The sequence below is a fragment of the Reyranella sp. genome, assembly GCF_965228225.1.
Taxonomy (GTDB): domain Bacteria; phylum Pseudomonadota; class Alphaproteobacteria; order Reyranellales; family Reyranellaceae; genus Reyranella.
Genome location: NZ_OZ245801.1, coordinates 5,565,845 through 5,581,653 on the forward strand (window position 1 = coordinate 5,565,845; position 15,809 = coordinate 5,581,653).

The 15,809-nt window shown below is 67.0% G+C and carries 20 protein-coding genes; 12 read left to right on the forward strand and 8 right to left on the reverse strand.

All coding sequences use genetic code 11. The features are described 5' to 3' along the window. Positions 1 to 16: 16 nt before the first annotated feature. Both ACO07K_RS26970 and ACO07K_RS26975 read left to right on the forward strand, forming a co-directional pair. Positions 17 to 421: an EVE domain-containing protein gene (locus ACO07K_RS26970; RefSeq protein WP_422033416.1), complete on the forward strand. Its 405-nt coding sequence runs from the start codon at positions 17 to 19 to the stop codon at positions 419 to 421. A 22-nt stretch (positions 422 to 443) separates the two neighbouring features. Then, a complete protein-coding gene (locus ACO07K_RS26975) occupies positions 444 to 1,304 on the forward strand; it encodes a DMT family transporter (RefSeq protein WP_422033417.1) in 861 nt (286 codons plus the stop codon). A 169-nt stretch (positions 1,305 to 1,473) separates the two neighbouring features. On the opposite strand, the gene ACO07K_RS26980 is transcribed toward ACO07K_RS26975, so the two are convergent. The 4 genes from ACO07K_RS26980 to ACO07K_RS26995 form a co-directional block, all read right to left on the reverse strand. Further along, entirely contained in the window at positions 1,474 to 2,217 is a 744-nt protein-coding gene (locus tag ACO07K_RS26980; protein ID WP_298311336.1) for a creatininase family protein, read from the reverse strand. A gap of 75 nt (positions 2,218 to 2,292) precedes the next feature. Then, a complete protein-coding gene (locus ACO07K_RS26985) occupies positions 2,293 to 2,913 on the reverse strand; it encodes a hypothetical protein (RefSeq protein ID WP_422033418.1) in 621 nt (206 codons plus the stop codon). An 81-nt stretch (positions 2,914 to 2,994) separates the two neighbouring features. Next, a complete protein-coding gene (locus ACO07K_RS26990) occupies positions 2,995 to 3,417 on the reverse strand; it encodes a DUF2267 domain-containing protein (protein ID WP_422033420.1) in 423 nt (140 codons plus the stop codon). A 22-nt stretch (positions 3,418 to 3,439) separates the two neighbouring features. Continuing rightward, positions 3,440 to 4,627: a diaminopropionate ammonia-lyase gene (locus ACO07K_RS26995; RefSeq protein ID WP_422033421.1), complete on the reverse strand. Its 1,188-nt coding sequence runs from the start codon at positions 4,625 to 4,627 to the stop codon at positions 3,440 to 3,442. A 43-nt stretch (positions 4,628 to 4,670) separates the two neighbouring features. Here ACO07K_RS26995 and ACO07K_RS27000 point away from each other — a divergent pair, with 43 nt between their 5' ends. Then, positions 4,671 to 4,937 (forward strand): DUF6489 family protein, encoded by a 267-nt coding sequence (locus tag ACO07K_RS27000; RefSeq protein ID WP_298311327.1) that lies wholly within the window; start codon positions 4,671 to 4,673, stop codon positions 4,935 to 4,937. A gap of 7 nt (positions 4,938 to 4,944) precedes the next feature. After that, positions 4,945 to 5,295, forward strand: coding sequence for a (2Fe-2S) ferredoxin domain-containing protein (locus ACO07K_RS27005; RefSeq protein ID WP_422033423.1), 351 nt, complete (start codon positions 4,945 to 4,947; stop codon positions 5,293 to 5,295). Positions 5,296 to 5,587: 292 nt separating this feature from the next. Here the strand turns inward: ACO07K_RS27005 and ACO07K_RS27010 are convergent, their stop codons facing one another. Both ACO07K_RS27010 and ACO07K_RS27015 read right to left on the reverse strand, forming a co-directional pair. Next, the gene (locus tag ACO07K_RS27010; RefSeq protein ID WP_422033425.1) at positions 5,588 to 5,887 is read right to left on the reverse strand and encodes a hypothetical protein; all 300 of its coding nucleotides are present in this window, start codon (positions 5,885 to 5,887) and stop codon (positions 5,588 to 5,590) included. 12 nt (positions 5,888 to 5,899) lie between these two features. After that, the gene (locus ACO07K_RS27015) at positions 5,900 to 6,793 is read right to left on the reverse strand and encodes a class I SAM-dependent methyltransferase (protein WP_422033427.1); all 894 of its coding nucleotides are present in this window, start codon (positions 6,791 to 6,793) and stop codon (positions 5,900 to 5,902) included. 177 nt (positions 6,794 to 6,970) lie between these two features. Here ACO07K_RS27015 and ACO07K_RS27020 point away from each other — a divergent pair, with 177 nt between their 5' ends. Next, positions 6,971 to 7,741 (forward strand): aspartyl/asparaginyl beta-hydroxylase domain-containing protein, encoded by a 771-nt coding sequence (locus ACO07K_RS27020; protein ID WP_422033429.1) that lies wholly within the window; start codon positions 6,971 to 6,973, stop codon positions 7,739 to 7,741. Between the two features lie 161 nt (positions 7,742 to 7,902). Here the strand turns inward: ACO07K_RS27020 and ACO07K_RS27025 are convergent, their stop codons facing one another. Then, complete coding sequence (locus tag ACO07K_RS27025; RefSeq protein WP_422033431.1) at positions 7,903 to 8,640, reverse strand: HAD family hydrolase; 738 nt, start codon at positions 8,638 to 8,640, stop codon at positions 7,903 to 7,905. Position 8,641: 1 nt separating this feature from the next. After that, positions 8,642 to 9,817, reverse strand: a complete 1,176-nt coding sequence (locus tag ACO07K_RS27030) for a penicillin-binding protein activator (protein WP_422033433.1) — start codon at positions 9,815 to 9,817, stop codon at positions 8,642 to 8,644. Here ACO07K_RS27030 and rsmI point away from each other — a divergent pair. From rsmI to fumC, 7 genes are read left to right on the forward strand one after another with little or no spacing between them, the layout of a single operon-like run. Continuing rightward, a complete protein-coding gene (gene rsmI, locus ACO07K_RS27035) occupies positions 9,805 to 10,740 on the forward strand; it encodes a 16S rRNA (cytidine(1402)-2'-O)-methyltransferase (RefSeq protein WP_422033435.1) in 936 nt (311 codons plus the stop codon). The genes ACO07K_RS27030 and rsmI overlap by 13 nt on opposite strands. Beyond that, positions 10,737 to 11,102, forward strand: coding sequence for a YraN family protein (locus tag ACO07K_RS27040; RefSeq protein WP_422033437.1), 366 nt, complete (start codon positions 10,737 to 10,739; stop codon positions 11,100 to 11,102). Before rsmI ends, ACO07K_RS27040 begins: the two co-directional genes overlap by 4 nt. 3 nt (positions 11,103 to 11,105) lie before the next feature. Next, entirely contained in the window at positions 11,106 to 11,933 is an 828-nt protein-coding gene (locus ACO07K_RS27045) for a SirB1 family protein (RefSeq protein ID WP_422033439.1), read from the forward strand. A 44-nt stretch (positions 11,934 to 11,977) separates the two neighbouring features. Further along, positions 11,978 to 12,940 (forward strand): glutathione synthase, encoded by a 963-nt coding sequence (gshB, locus tag ACO07K_RS27050; protein ID WP_422033441.1) that lies wholly within the window; start codon positions 11,978 to 11,980, stop codon positions 12,938 to 12,940. Continuing rightward, entirely contained in the window at positions 12,937 to 13,503 is a 567-nt protein-coding gene (locus tag ACO07K_RS27055) for an ankyrin repeat domain-containing protein (protein ID WP_422033443.1), read from the forward strand. Before gshB ends, ACO07K_RS27055 begins: the two co-directional genes overlap by 4 nt. Next, entirely contained in the window at positions 13,500 to 13,943 is a 444-nt protein-coding gene (gene arfB, locus ACO07K_RS27060) for an alternative ribosome rescue aminoacyl-tRNA hydrolase ArfB (RefSeq protein ID WP_422033445.1), read from the forward strand. The genes ACO07K_RS27055 and arfB overlap by 4 nt, the downstream gene beginning before the upstream one ends. Before the next feature lie 54 nt (positions 13,944 to 13,997). Beyond that, a complete protein-coding gene (gene fumC, locus ACO07K_RS27065; protein WP_422033447.1) occupies positions 13,998 to 15,401 on the forward strand; it encodes a class II fumarate hydratase in 1,404 nt (467 codons plus the stop codon). The last annotated feature ends 408 nt before the right edge of the window (positions 15,402 to 15,809 follow it).

Here is a 15,809-nt window from a genome sequence, read left to right on the forward strand (position 1 = left end):
AGCAGGGGGAAACGAAATGGCGTACTGGCTCATCAAGTCCGAGCCTTCGGTCTATTCCTGGGCGCAGTTCGTGAAGGACGGCGAGACCTCCTGGACCGGCGTGCGCAACGCCCAGGCCGCGATCAACCTCAAGGCGATGAAGCCCGGCGACCGCTGCTTCTTCTACCATTCCAACGAGGGCAAGGAGATCGTGGGCATCGCCGAGGTCGTGAAGCCCGCCTATCCCGACCCCACCGATGCGGCGGGCAAGGCCGTGACCGTCGACGTGAAGCCGGTCGCGCCGGTGAAGAACTCTGTGACCCTGGCCGCGATCAAGGCCGATCCGAAGCTCGCGGATTTCGGCCTGGTGCGCCAGTCGCGCCTGTCGGTGGTGCCGGTCTCCGCCGAGCAGTGGAAGATGATCGAGAAGATGGCGAAGTAGTCGCTTCGTCAGCAGCCCCGTCATGATCGACAATACCCGCGGCATCGCCGCGATGCTGGCGTCGGTCGTCGTCTTCATCTTCAACGATGCGCTGATCAAGCTCGCCGCCGAGACCGTGCCGTCGGTCCAGTCGATCGGCGTGCGCGGCCTCTTTGCCACGCTGTGGTGTGCGCTGGCGCTGCTGGCGACGGGGGCCTGGCGCAAGATGGCCTACGCGGTTCATCCCAAGGTCCTGCTGCGCGGCGGGCTGGAAGCGGGAGCGGCCATCATCTACCTGATCGCGCTCTTCCAGATTCCCTTTGCGATCGCCACCGCCGTCAACCTCTCCACGCCGCTGATCCTGACGGTGCTCGCCGTGCTCCTCCTCAAGGAGGATGTCCGCTGGCGGCGCTGGACGGCCGTGGGCGTGGGCTTCGTGGGCGTGCTGCTGGTGATCCAGCCGAGGCTCGGCGACATCAACGGCTGGACCTGGGTGGCGCTTACCGGAACCTGCCTCGGCGCCTTTCGCGACATCATCGCGCGTCACCTGCCGCCGGCCGTGCCGACGCTCGTCGTCTCCTTCACCACGGCGATCACTGTCGCCGTCGTCGGTTGCGCCTGGGCCCTGGTCGAGGGCTGGCAGCCGATCGATGCGCGCGCCCTGGGCTACATCGTCGCTTCCTCGCTGCTGCTCGCGATCGGCTATCAGTTCCTCGTGATCGCGCTGCGCTCGGGCGGCGAGATCTCGGTCATGGGATCGTTCCGCTACTCCTCGATCCTGTGGGCGCTCGCCATCGGCTACGTCGTGTGGGGCGAGGTCCCCAACACCCTGGCGCTTGCCGGCATCGCCGTGATCGTGGGCTCAGGCCTCTACATCCTCCACCGCGAGCGGGTCTCGCGGTAGCGATCGGTTTGGGGCATTCCGCGGCGGGTTCACCCACTAAACCTCATCCTGAGGAGCCGTGCGAAGCGCGGCGTCTCGAAGGATGGGCAACAGACGAGGTGCTCGTGCCCACCCTTCGAGACGCGCTCCTGCGGAGCGCTCCTCAGGGTGAGGTAGTTGTAGAAAAACTCTACCGCGCCACCCAGGCTTCGTAGTCGCGGGCGACCTCTTCGACGGCGGTGTCGTAGAAGCGCTTGCCGTGCTCGGGCGTCGCCTGGTTGGGATCCGAGCCGATGCGGCCGTCGGGGAAGGTGCGGCGATAATCCTCGGCGTCGGCGAACGAGCCGTTCGGCGCGATGCGCGGCTCCATCTCCTTGCGCTGGATCGTCTCGGGATACTTGTACCAGGTCAGCGCCACCTCGGAGGCGGTGGCGTGGCTGCCTTCGCCGGTCGGGTAGAGTTCGGAACTCAGCCGCTTGATGCCCGGCCCGTCCCACCAGTTGCGCAGCGCGCACTTGATGGAGGGCTGGTTGCTCATCCGCTCCATCGAGCGCTCGGCATAGATCTCGGAGAAGGCCGCCGTGACGGTGGCGATGTTGCCGCCATGGCCGTTCACGAAGAAGAAGCGGGTGAAGCCATGCCGCGCCAGCGACACCACCGTGTCGCGCACCACGGCGATCAGGGTGGTCGGCTTGAGCGTTATCGAGCCGGCGAAGTCGAGATGATGCTGCGCCATGCCGACCGAGATGGTCGGCGCCACCAGCGCGCCCACCTTCTCGCCGGCGCCGCGGGCGATCATCTCGGCGGTCAGCGCGTCGGTGCCGATCAGGCCCGTGGGGCCGTGCTGCTCGGTCGAGCCGATGGGGATGATGATGCCGGTCTTGGTCTTGAGATAGTCGTCGACGAACTGCCAGGTCTTGAGCTGAAGCTGCACGAAACGGAACTCCTGTGATTGACCCGCAGGATGCGTCGCTTCGTGCAGCGAGACAAGAACGTCAGCGAGCCGACGTCAGGCCGGGACCACCTTCGCGGCCAGCCGGCGGCGGTCGAGATCGGCCAGCGCCTTGTCGCGGGCATCGGCGATCTGCTTGGCCTCGATCGTGCAGAGTTCGCGGTTCGTCGAGCTGCAGCGCGTGTTCACGAGGTCGATTTCGGCCTTGGCGCCGGCTTCGATGCGCTGGCGAATGCCGGCATAGTGGGCATCGCGCGCCTCGTCGCTGGGGAAGCTCGCGGGGGTCAGGATGACCATCACGCGCTCGGGGTACTTGTTGTTGGCGCCGGAGGCCGCATCGATGGCGACGCCGACCAGTCCGCCCAGCAGGATGTTGCCCACCGTGGCACCGGTGAAGCTGGCGACCAGGACCTCGTTCGACTGCTCGTAGCCGTCGAGGTTGCAGCTCAGGATGACGGTTTCCTTGGAGCGCGAGAGGCCCACCTTGCCCGGTGTCGGCCTGATGAACCCGACGGTGGCGCCCTGGCGATTGACCGCGCAGGTGGCGCCCTTCGGCTCGCTATCGACGTAGACTTCCTGGGTGGTGCCACCGACCACCGTCGCACACGCCGCAGACGTCGACAGCAGGCCGACAGAAATCATCAGGCGGCCAAGGCCCGCCAGTTTCCCCACGTTCATTCCCTTGTATCTCCCCCTGCCGGATCATTCGGCGAAATTTGCTACCACAGCGGGCAGAGGGAGGGAAAGGACAACTGACGGTCAATCGACCTGCCAGAAGGCCAGGGCGCCGGGCGGCAATCCTGTCAGCACGCGATCCAGTGCGGCTTGGTCGATGTTCCGGCGCAGGGCGGCGGCTACGCTCCCGATCGAGGAATCGGGGGCGAAGTTGTGGTCGGGGCGCAGCGCCTGCACTTCGTGGGTCATCGTGGCCCGGTCGGCGAACGGACGGCGCGGTTCGTCGAGATCCCAATCGGCGACGAACAGCGCGCGCAGGACGGGCGGCAACACGTTGGCGAACCGAATCGACTCCTTCACGTCGAGGCGGCGGCGAAAGGCCTGAAACACGCCCTGCACCATCGTGTAGGTCTGATGCGTGGTGGCGAGGCCGGAAATGTCCCGCGCATCGAGCATGAACTGCTCGAAGTCCATCGACGCGCGCTTGTATTCGACGGGGACCGGCATCGTCGTCACTCCACGAGCGGGCTCAGGACGGCAGGGGTTCGCCCAGATTGCCCTCGCTGTTGATCAGCAGCACGCGCGAGGTCGGGCCGAGGCCCAGCGCCTCGAAGGCGGCCGCGTCGGTACAGACCCGCATCAGGCCGGCGAGGCCGGCGCAGCCCGAGGGGCCGGAGAGGATCGCCGGATCGTGGCCCAGCGGGTCGGCGTAGAGCCGGCGGGCCGGCAGGACGCCGTCCTCCTGGATGGTCATGAACCAGTCGGCCGCCGCGCCGATGATCGGCCAGGTCACGGGCGAGATCTCGCGGCAGGCGAGACCGCCCATCACCGTGTCGGCATTGCCGCTGGCCAGCGTCGGCTTGCCGGCGAGGTTGCTCTGGAACCAGCAATCCGCGCTCTCGGGTTCGACCACGATCGAAATGGGGCGCTCGTCGCACACCGCCCAGAGATAGCCGATCACCGCCGCCGCCAGTCCGCCGACGCCGGCCTGCACGAAGACATGGGTGGGCGCGGCGCCCCATTGCTCGACCGCCGCCTCGTGGACCAGCACGCAATAGCCGCGCATGACGCTGCGCGGCACCGAATCGTAGCCCTCCCACGACGTGTCGGAGATGATCGTCCAGCCGTTGGCTTCGGCCTGGCGGCGGCACTCGGCGACGGCGGTATCGTAGTCGCCATCGACCCGGATCACCTCGGCGCCGCGTGCCCGGATGGCGGCTTCCTTCTCGGCGCTGGTGAACTTCGGCAGGAAGATCACGCAGCGATTGCCGAACAGCTTGGCGCCGGCGGCGACCGAGCGGCCGTGATTGCCCGAACTGGCGGCGGTGAAGACGAAGCGGCCGGTGACGTCGCGGTGCTCGCCCTTCATCACGCTCTCGAAGGACACGGAGGAATGAGTGGCGTCGCCGACCGCGCCGGTCAGCACGTTGGCGACGGCGATCACGCCACCCAGCGCCTTGAAGGCGCCGAAGCCGAAGCGCTGGCTCTCGTCCTTCACCCGGATCTCGCCCACGCCCAGCCGCTGGGCCAGCGCCGGCAGCTCGTAGAGCGGCGTCGGCTTGTGCGCCGGGCAGGCCTTCAGCTCCTCGCACAGTTCGGAAATCCCGTTGGGATTGATCACGAACTGCTGTTCGCGACCGAATTCGAGGGGGCGCGCGGCGCGCGGATTCTTGGTCAGCCAGGGGGCCAACACGGGGGCCAATCGGGGGATCGTCATGCCCGGGTCATAGCATGCTAAGCTCGTCAAAACGGAGTGGCCCATGAAGGTGAATGTCGAAGTGACCTGCACGCCCGAGGAGGCTCGCGCCTTCATGGGCCTGCCGGACATCAAGCCCATGCAGGATCGCATCATGAACGAGATCGAGGAGCGCCTGCGCTCCAGCCTGGGGTCGATGAACCCCGAGACGATCTTCAAGACATGGCTGCCCGCCTCCATGCAGGGCATGGACCAGATGCAGCAGATGCAGCAGGTCTTCTGGTCCCAGCTCGCCAACATCGCCTCGGGCGGATCGACCAAGAAGGAATAGCCGGGTCATGAGCCAGCGCGACAAGCCAGCCGATCCCAAGCCCTACTACGAAGCCCACGTCTTCTGCTGCACCAACCGGCGTCCCGCCGGCCATCCGCGCGGCTGCTGCGCCGAACGCGGCGGCGAGGCCCTGCGCGACCACATGAAGAGCCGCGCCAAGGCGCTCGGCCTCAAGAACGTGCGCATCAACAATGCCGGCTGCCTCGACCGCTGCGAGCTGGGGCCGACCCTCGTCATCTATCCCGAAGGCATCTGGTACCGGGTGCCGACCAAGGAAGACGTCGACGAGGTGCTGGACACCCACCTGGTCAAGGGCGGCCGGGTCGAGCGGCTGATGCTGAAGCCGGAAGACAAGTAGCCGGCGGGGCGCGAATTTTCCGACGTCTCAGGGCTATCGCCTGCGACTCGAGAGTCCCTCGAAAAGCGGACCGCAGCGGCTCTTTGCGCAACCTGCGATCGCCCGCGCCCGGTTCATGAGGCGCGGACCAGGGCTTCCCCGGTGCCGTCGTGACGGCGCCCAAACGAAATAAACGAAATAAACGAAACATTCGAAGCGAGAGTCGCACCTCTGGCGCCGGTATCCTGGTACCGTGGGAGGGGCGATATTGTCCGGTATTTTGCGTGGGGTGTGCTGAATAGACGACCTCGAGTCAGGTCCTCGTGAGCAGCTCCGCCGCGAGCGCGCCCCATTCCGCGTCCAGCGGCTGCTGCGACACCGGCCGGCCGGCGCGGCGATACCAGTAGCCGGCATTCGCCAGATCGCCCTCCTGGCGATGGAGATGGGCGTGGACGCTGTCGCAGTCGGGTTCACCCTCGTGCGCCTGAACGCATTCGTGGGCCCGCGCCCAGTCGCCCCGGCGCATCCACCACAGGGCCTGCAGCGCCGGGCTGGACCCGGCGGGCGGTGCGTCGGCCGTGACGCTGGCGGCGAAGGCGTCGAGCGCGGTCATGGCGGCTCCCGGCTAGCGGCGCTTGAGGCGGAAGCGCAGCAGGTGCAGGCGGTGCGAAAAGAAGCCCCAGGCGGAGAATTTGAGGTAGCGCTCGTAGCGTCGCGTCTGCTCCTTGCCGACCATCTCGAGCGCTTCGGCCCGCCGGTTCTTGAGGTTGGCCGCCCAGATTTCGCAGGTCCGGCCGTAGTCGGTGCGGTCGTTGCGGAAGCGCTCGACCTCGAAGATCCCGTTGGCGGCGGCCAGGATCTCCGGCAGGCGCGGCAGTTCCGATTCGGGAAAGATGTCTTCGACCAGGGGACCCATCGGCACTTTGTCGTCGGGATCGCCGTAGGCGATGGTCTGCAAGGTCATGCGGGCATCGGGCGCCAGCATGTCGTGGCAGCGCGTGAAGAAGTGGCGGTAGATCGCGGTCTTGGTGGCCGCATCGTCCTTGGGCTTGGTGAAGTGCTCGAACGCGCCCACCGAGATGATGGCGCCGTAGGGCTCGGCCGGCCGATGGTCGGCCCAGCTCTCGACGCGGATCTCGACGGGCGGCGAGCCGGCCTCGCGCAGCGCGGCGCGGGCGAGTTCGGCCTGGGCGTCGCTCAGGGTCAGGCCGACGCCGCGCGCCAGCGGCGGCGCTCCGGGCGCGCGCGTCGCGACGGCCGCGCGCAACATGCCGCCCCAGCCGCAACCGATGTCGAGCAGGGAGGTCGCGCGGTCGGCGCCCGAGCTGCGCAGGTGCCAGTCGATCTTGCGGCGCTGGGCATCGGCCAGTGGGGCGGTGTCGCTCTCGTCGAGCCACATCGCCGAGGAGTAGGTCATCGTCTCGTCGAGCCACAGCCGATAGAAATCGTTGCCGACGTCGTAGTGCGAACGGATGGCCTCCGGCGAGGCGCCGGCAGCCTGTGCATTTTCAGTCTTCATGGCCGCACCATAAGCCATTCGCCGACGCAGCGGACCACACGGTTTTTGCGACATTCGGGTTATTGCATCGGGGAAAAGTTTGTCTCAGAAATACCCGCTGTTCGACGCACGATGCCGCAGCTAATCGCGCTTTTCGTGCAAGAAAATCGGGACTCGCAGCAGCAGGATTGCTCCCGCATGACGACGACGAATGTACCGCAGGGCGTTGGCCAGAAGGGCCGCTTCTATCTCACGAAGAACATCTGGGTGCCCCAGGAGCCGCTCGAGAATCTAAATCTCAGGCTCTCGGACTGGATCCTGCAGAACATGCCCAAGCTGCCGCTGGCCGGAGAGGAGGCGTTGAAGTCGTTTCCCTTCCTGGCCGAGCTCAGGAAGAGCCACGCCCAGATCAAGGCCGACCTCGACTACCTGCTCAGCCATCACGAGGAAATCCCCACCCTGCACGAGGTCCATCCGCGCGACCTCTACGTGCCGGGGCGCGCCTGGCGCACCTTCATCCTGAAGATCTACGGTCACGAGATCACGGAGAACACGGCAGCGGTTCCCGACACGATGGCCGCCATCAACCGGATACCCGGCGTGCACACGGCCCTGTTCAGCATCCTGGCCGGCCGGGCCGAGATCGAGCCGCATCGCGGCTCCGCGGCGGGCGTGGTCCGCTTTCACTATCCGCTGATCGTGCCCAGCGAGCCCGAGAAGTGCTGGATCGAGATCGGCGGCCACCATTTCTTCTGGGAAGAAGGCGTGCCGCTGGTGTTCGACGATACGCGCGAGCATTGGGTCAAGAACCAGACCGACGAGACTCGCGTCGTACTGATCATCGACTTCAATGCCGACATGCCGTTCCCGGTGAACCTCTATACCGGGCTGCGCTACGCGCTCGGCCGCCGCAGCGCCGAGGTGAAGGCCGTCATCGACCGCGCCGCGATCGGCGTGCCGCCGCGCTAGGCCGAGCGTAGCTCGGCCTCCTGAGCGACAGGCTGCGGCTTGGTTACAAGCCGCTAAGCTTGCAATGTCCGAGAGCGCCGAAGGACGAACGACCGCCTCAGGACCCCTCCGTCGCGTATGACGCGACGCCTCCTCATTTGAATGGGGAGGACGGGGATTCTCTACTCGACCAGTTCGGCCAGACGCTTGATGATGCGCGTCGGCTTGGCCGTGGCGTGCGCCGGCACGCCGGCGTCGAACGGGTCGTACCAGATGCCGCACATGCCCAGCGCCTGCGGCGCCACGACTTCCCATTCGTAATTGTCGCCCACCATCCAGGCGTCTTCCGGACCGACACCCAGCCGCTCGAGCGCGTGACGGTAGACCGCGAGTTCCGGCTTGCCCTGGCCGAATTCGCCTTCGATCTGGATGTGGTGGAAGCGGTGGGCGAGCTCGAACCGCTCGATCTTGGCGCGCTGGGTCTCGCCCGCGCCGTTCGTCACGAGGGCCAGGCGGACGCCGGCATCGCGCAGGGCGTCGACCGTGGCATGGGCATCGGGATAGAGCCGGTATTCCTTGCGCCTGAGTTCAGTGAAGGAATCGGCGATGCGGTCGGCCAGTTCGTCGTCCTCGCGGCCAAGCTTCGCGAGCCCGCGACGGACCGACAGCCGACGGGCGCCCGGGATGTCGAGCCGCCACTTCGCGGCCTCGGCCCGGTCGTTCCAGAAGGCTCGCGCCTCCTCCATGACGGCCGTCCGCACGCGCGCGATGGCCGCCTCGTCATGGGCGTCGAGATGGGCGGAAAAGACATGGAGCAGGCGGGTCCACGCCTCCTCCGGTTGGGCGTAGGCACGGATCAGCGTGTCGTCCATGTCGAACAGGATGGCGCGGGGCAGGCCCGCTTTGGGAGGGTTGGCCATCTCAGTTCGTCGGCTGGCCCGCGAAGGTCGTGGGGGCGGGGCTGATGACCACGCCGCGGTCGCCCTGGATCTCGATCACGGCCAGCGCGCGCTCCGAGCGACCGTCGGGCAGGAAGCGGAAGATGCCATCGACGCCGGACCAGCCGTTGGGATTGGTGATCGCCTCGGCCGAGAAGTCGCCGCCCGGTTTCATCCGCGCGAGCTGGCCGGCGAGGCCCACGCCGTCATAGGCGAGGGTCGCCAGCCGGTGCGGCGGCCGCCCATAGGTCGAAACGAACCGGCGCTCGAAGTCGGCCCGCCTGGCCGGATCGGGGGCGGCATACCAGGCACCCCGCAGCATGGTTTCCGAGCCGACGCCGGGGAAGTCCCAGACACCCGTGCCGATCAGCTGGATCGCACGGCCGTCGAGGCCGTTGGTCGCCAGCGAGGCCAGCGCGGTCGACAGGAGGGGCGGCGCCACCGGCACGAGCACGGCGACCTTGCCGCCGTCGCCCTTGGCCGAGGCCGCGAGTTCGCGGGCCTGGGTGGCGATGTTCGAACCGCTGGGATCGAAGAACTCGCGGCCGACCACGGTGCCGCCGCGAGTCGTGACATAGGTCTCGAGCGTGCGGCCCATCTGCTCGCCATAGGGCGTTTGCGGCACGAAGGTCGCGAAGCGGCGGATGCCGGACTCGAACGCATGATCGACCACGCGACGGACCTGCGGCGGGGCGGCGATGCCCATGATCCAGACGCCGCGCTGCGCGACCTGCTCGTCATTGGAGAAGGCGATCACGTTCATGCCGCCCTGGCTCACCAGCGGCACCAGAGCGCTGGCCGAGGTGCCGTAGAGCGGTCCCAGCACGAGGGCTGCACCTTCGAGGCGGGCTTTGCGATAGGCCTCGACGGCGGTTTCCGCGCTTTCCCCGCTGTCGTAGGCGGACAGCGCCAGTTCCTTGGCGCCGCTGTCGAACAGCGCCATTTCGGCCGCCTGCTGCATCGCCTGCCCGATCGGCGCGGCGCGGCCGCTGAGCGGCAGCAGCAGGGCGATGCGAACCTTGCCCGATGCGGTGAGCGGCGATCCGGCCTTCGGCGTGACGGTCACCGATTGCGCCGTCCTCGTGCTAGTCTTGGGGGGCTCGCCGCACGCACCCAACAGGAAGGCGGCGGTGGCGAGCACGAAGAATGACCTACGCATCGGCGCGAAACTCCGGCGATCGGAATCAGATGAACTTGGACGAACAACCCCAAGCTACCGGCGGGCAGCCGCCGCGTAAACCGCCGCTCGCCCCGGGACTGCATATTGTTGCCACACCGATCGGCAACATGCGCGACATTACGCTGCGGGCACTGGACGTGCTTCAGGCAGCCGACCTGATCGCCTGCGAGGACACACGGGTGTTCGCCAAACTCGCGACCCATTACGGCATCTCCGCCCCGACCGTGTCCTACAGCGACGCGACCCAGGATAAATCCGAGCCGCGCCTCGTGCGGGCCCTCGCGGCCGGCAAGAGCGTCGCCCTGGTCTCCGACGCCGGCATGCCGCTGATATCGGATCCCGGCTATCGGCTGGTGCGCGCGGCGGTCGAGGCCGGGCATCCGGTCACGGTGGCGCCCGGCGCTTCTTCCGTTCCCATGGCGCTCGCTCTGTCGGGGCTGCCGACCGACCGCTTCTTCTTCGCGGGTTTCCTGCCCGCCAAAGGGACGGAGCGGCGGCGGGCCATCGGCGAGGTGGCTTCCATTCCGTCGACGCTGGTTTTTTTCGAAGCGCCGCACCGGCTGCCCGAATCGCTGGCCGACCTGGCGGACCTGCTGGGTGATCGTCCCGCCGCGGTGGCGCGCGAGCTGACCAAGCTGTTCGAGGAGGTGCGCCGCGCGCCGCTCGCCACGCTGGCCGCCCACTACGCCGCCCATCCCGACGTGAAGGGCGAGATCGTGATCGTGATCGGGGCGCCCTCCGCCGAAACCGAACGCAGCGCCGGCACCGTCGACGATGCGCTGCGCGAAGCCATGACGGGCGCCTCCGTCAAGGACGCCGCCGCCGAGGTGGCGGCGCGCTACGGGCTGAAACGGCGCGACGTCTATGCCCGCGCCCTCGAACTGAAGCGGGGCGCGGCATGACGACGAAGGCCCGCCAGAAAGCCTACCGCATGGGCCATGCGGCCGAATGGCGGGCGGTCTGGCGGCTGCGGCTCGGCGGCTACACGATCCTGATGCGCCGCTACAAGACCAGGCTCGGCGAGATCGACATCGTCGCCCGGCGCGGCAACGTACTGGCCTTCGTCGAGGTCAAGGCGCGCGGCGATTTCGTGAAGGCCGCCGATGCGCTGGGCAACCGGCAGTTCGGCCGCGTGTCGCGCGCCGCCAGCCTGTTCATCGCCCATCACCCGCGTTATGCCGCCTGCTCGGTGCGCTTCGATGCGGTGCTGGTCGGGGGTGTGTGGCCGCGCCACCTGCCCGACGTGTGGCAAGCGCCGGAGTGATGCGTGGCTGACGATCTGACGAGTGACCTGGCGCGGCTGAAGGATCTGTGTGCCGGCGACGGCGAGCGCATCGACCTTCTGGAGGCGGGGCTGCTGCTGAGCGTGCTCGGTCGCGGCGAGGCGACCGACCTCGCGCCCTTCCGCCAGCACGTCACGGCGATGACGGACGAGCTGGCCGATCTGGTGCATCGGCGCGGCGCCTCGCCCGCTTCGCTCTCCGAAGTGATCGCGCGGTCCTATGCCTATCGCGGCGACGCCGAGACGTACGACGATCTCCAGAACGCCGATCTCGTGCGGGTGATCGAGCGCCGCAAGGGCCTGCCGGTCGCGCTGTCGATCCTGTACCTGCATGTCGCCCGCGCCCAGGGCTGGCAGGCCGAGGGCCTGGCCTTTCCCGGACATTTCCTGATCCGCATCGGCATCGACGGCGCGCGCCACGTGGTCGATCCCTTCCATGAGGGGGCGGTGCGCGAGGCCGCCGATCTGCGCAGGCTCCTGCGGCAGGTCCTGGGACCCGAGGCCGAGCTGGCGCCGGGGCATTTCGATCCCGTTCCCGACCGCGACGTGCTGCTGCGGCTCGAGAACAACGTGCGGCTGCGGCTTGCGAAGCGCGAAGACTGGCCGCGCGTGGCACGCTCCCTCGACCGCATGCTGGCGATCGCGCCCGACAGGACGGAACTGTTGTTCGAAGCGGGTCAGCTCAACGAACGCCTCGACAAGCGCCGGGCCGCGATCGCGGCCTACCAGCGCCTGCTCGAACTCGACGGCGATCCCGACCTCCGCCGCCGTGCCTCGGCCCTGTTGCAGGAACTGCGACGCGGCCTTAACTGAAACCAGTCGACTTTCGTTTTGCGCCGCCAAGTCAGGATACTGTCATGAAGCTCAACGTCGCCATCCAGATGGACCATGTCTCGACGATCGACATCGACGGCGATTCGACCTTCGTGCTGGGATTGGAAGCCGAAAAGCGCGGCTACGCGGTTTGGCACTACACGCCACCCGACCTGATCTTCCGCGACCGCAAGGTGATGGCCCGCGCGCAGCCGATGAAGCTGCGCCGCGAAAAGGGCAATCACTTCACGCTGGGCGCGCCCGAGATGATCGACCTCTCGATCATCGATGTCGTGCTGCTGCGCCAGGATCCGCCGTTCGACATGTCGTACATCACCACGACGCATCTGCTCGAGCACATCCATCCGAAGACGCTGGTGGTGAACGATCCGGCCAGCGTGCGCAACGCGCCGGAGAAGCTGTTCGTCACCCATTTCGACAATGTGATGCCGCCGACCCTGATCACGGCCGATGCGCGCGCTCTGCGGGAGTTCCGCGACGAACATCAGGACATCATCCTGAAGCCCCTGTTCGGCAATGGCGGCGCCGGCGTCTTCCGCGTGCGTCCCGACGACGAGAATTTCGCCTCGCTGCTGGAGATGTTCTCGCAGCGCAGCCGTGAGCCGGTGATCGCCCAGCGCTACCTTCCGGAGGTGCGCAAGGGCGACAAGCGCATCATCCTGATCGACGGCAAGGCGGTCGGCGCCATCGACCGCGTGCCGGCGGCCGGCGAGGCGCGCTCCAACATGCATGTCGGCGGCAAGGCGGTGAAGGCGACGCTGACCCGTCGCGACATCGAACTGTGCGAGATCATCGGGCCGGAGCTCGCGCGGCTCGGCCTCATCTTCGTCGGCATCGACGTGATCGGCGACTATCTCACCGAGATCAACGTGACCTCGCCGACCGGTCTGCAGCAGATCAATCGATTCGACGGCGTCTCGCTGGAGGCGCAGATCTGGGACCGGATCGAGATCCGCTATCAGGAAACCCGCGGGAGCAAGACATGATTCGACGAACGTTTCTCTCCCTCTCGATGATCGTTCCGGCAGGCTCCGTCCTGGCGCAGTCGTCGTCGAGCTCGGACCTGTTCGGCCAGAAGCAGATCGTCAAGGCGGTCGTCGAGGGCGACGAGGAGAAGGTGCGGCAGGCCCTGCTCAGGCAGGAGAGCCCGAACCAGACCGCCAACAACGGTCAGCCGCTGCTGACTGTGGCGGTCCGCGCCGGGCACATCCCCGTGGTCGAGACTCTCCTCAAGGGCGGTGCGCTGCCCGATTCGATGGATCCCGAGGGATACACGGCCTTGATGCGCGCCGCCGAGAAGGGCGACGTCGAGATCGTGGACATCCTGCTGCGGCGCAATGCGAGTCCGCGCGGACAGAACCGTCAGGGACAGACGGCGCTGATGATCGCCTCGGGCCGAGGGTATGCCGAGGTCGTGAGGTTGCTCCTCGACAAGAAGGCGGACCCCAACTCGCGCGACTTCACCGGCCGCACGGCCGTCACCTATGCCAAGCAGAACAATCGCGGCTCCATCGAGGCGATGCTGCGCAAGGCGGGCGGCAAGGAATGACGACGACCGGGGCGGCGCCGATCCGGGTGACCGGCTCGCTGTCGATCGACCCGGATGAGATCCAGGAGAGTTTCGTGCGCGCCGCCGGCCCGGGTGGCCAGCACGTCAACACCACCTCGACGGCGGTGCAGCTTCGCTTCGACGTTCGCGGCTCGCCCTCGCTGCCGGAGGATGTACGCCAGCGGCTCGAGCGCCTCGCGGGACGGCGTCTGACGCGCGACGGCGTGCTGGTGCTGGTCGCCCAGGGGCAGCGCAGCCAGTTGCGGAACCGGGAGGAGGCGCTGGCCCGCCTGATCGAGCTGATCCGAGAAGCGACCCACAAGCCGACGCCGCGCGTGAAGACCAAGGTGAGCCGCGCGGCGAAGCGCCGCCGGGTCGACGACAAGAAACGTCACGGCACCGTCAAATCCCTGCGGAAAGCCCGGACATCGGACGACTGACGGCACGGGGAAGGTTGGGGTACTGTCACGCCGCCAAACCAGATGAGGTGCCGCGTGGCAGACGTTCGCAAAGAGACAGACAGCCTGGGTGAAGTGAGCGTTCCGGCCGACAAGCTCTGGGGTGCCCAGACGCAGCGGTCGCTCGAGCATTTCAGCATCGGCAAGGACCTGATGCCGCGCGAGATGATCACCGCCTATGCGACCCTGAAGAAGGCCTGCGCCAACGCCAACCATGACGGCAAGCGACTCGACGACCAGGCGCACAAGCTGATCCTCGAGACCTGCGACGAGATCCTCGCCGGCCAGCACCATGATATGTTTCCGCTGCACGTCTGGATGACCGGCAGCGGCACGCAGTTCAACATGAACGTGAACGAGGTGATCTCGAACCGCTGCTGCCAGCTCGCGGGCACGCCGCTCGGCTCGAAGGCGCCGGTGCATCCCAACGATCACGTCAACATGTCGCAATCGTCCAACGATTCGTTCCCGTCGGTCATGTACATCGCCGCGGCGGTCAACACCAAGGAGCGGCTGCTGCCGTCGCTGAAGGCGCTGCACGACGCGATCGACGCCAAGGCCAGGGAATGGAAGGACATCGTGAAGATCGGCCGCACCCACATGCAGGATGCGACGCCGATCACGCTCGGCCAGGAATGGTCGGGTTATGCCGGCATGCTGGCCGACAATATCGGGCGCATCGAGGACTCGCTGAAGGACGTCTATCGCCTGGCGCTGGGCGGTACGGCAGTCGGTACCGGCATCAACGCGGCCCCGGGCTTTGACGTGGCGGCGGCGGCGGAGATCGCCAAGCTGACGGGCCTGCCGTTCGTGACGGCGCCCAACAAGTTCACCGTGCAGGGCGCACACGATGCGCTGGTTCAGCTTTCGGGGTCTTTCCGGACACTCGCGGTCTCGCTCTACAAGATCGGCAACGACATCCGCCTGATGTCCTGCGGCCCGCGCGCCGGCTTCGCCGAGCTGCACATCCCCGAGAACGAGCCGGGTTCCTCGATCATGCCGGGCAAGGTCAACCCGACCCAGGCCGAGGCGCTGACCATGATCGCGGTCCAGGTGATGGCGAACGACGTGGCGGTCGGCTTCGGCGGCGCCAGCGGCTATCTCGAGATGAACGTCTACAAGCCGCTGATGATCTACAACATCGCGCATTCGATCACGCTGATGACCGACGGCTGCGCCAACTTCCGCAAGTTCCTGGTCGAGGGCACCCAGCCCAACCTCAAGAAGATCAAGGAATATGTCGATCGTTCGCTGATGCTGGTGACGGCGCTGGCGCCGGTGATCGGCTACGACAAGGCCTCCAAGATCGCCCACTACGCGATCGACCACGACCTCACGCTGAAGGAAGCCGCGCTGAAGCTCGAGTATGTGACCGAGGCCGAATTCGACAAGGTCGTCGATCCGTCGAAGATGGTTCATCCCTACGTCGCGACGGAGTAGCCTGTTAGGACGAGTTTCGAGTCCTCCGGGCGCTCGAGGCTCTCCGTTCCACGTCGACCGGCACCCCCTCATCCGGAGAGTCTGGCCGGAAATGAATTGAATCGATTCAAGCACTTACCTCATCCTGAGGAGCCGCGCCCTGCGCGGCGTCTCGAAGGATGGGCAACAGGCAAGGTGCGCGTTCCCACCCTTCGAGACGCATCGCTGCGCGATGCTCCTCAGGGTGAGGCTATCGGGCTATTCATAGCGTGTTGTTTTAGCGGCCCCCTCGAATACCTCGGGGTAAACTCCGGACCGCGTCTCGAAGGATGGGTAACAGACGGGTGCTCGTGCCCATGCTTCGAGACGCGCTCCAACGGAGCGCTCCTCAGCATGAGGCTGGTATTGGTGATTCGATCGGATTCGGAA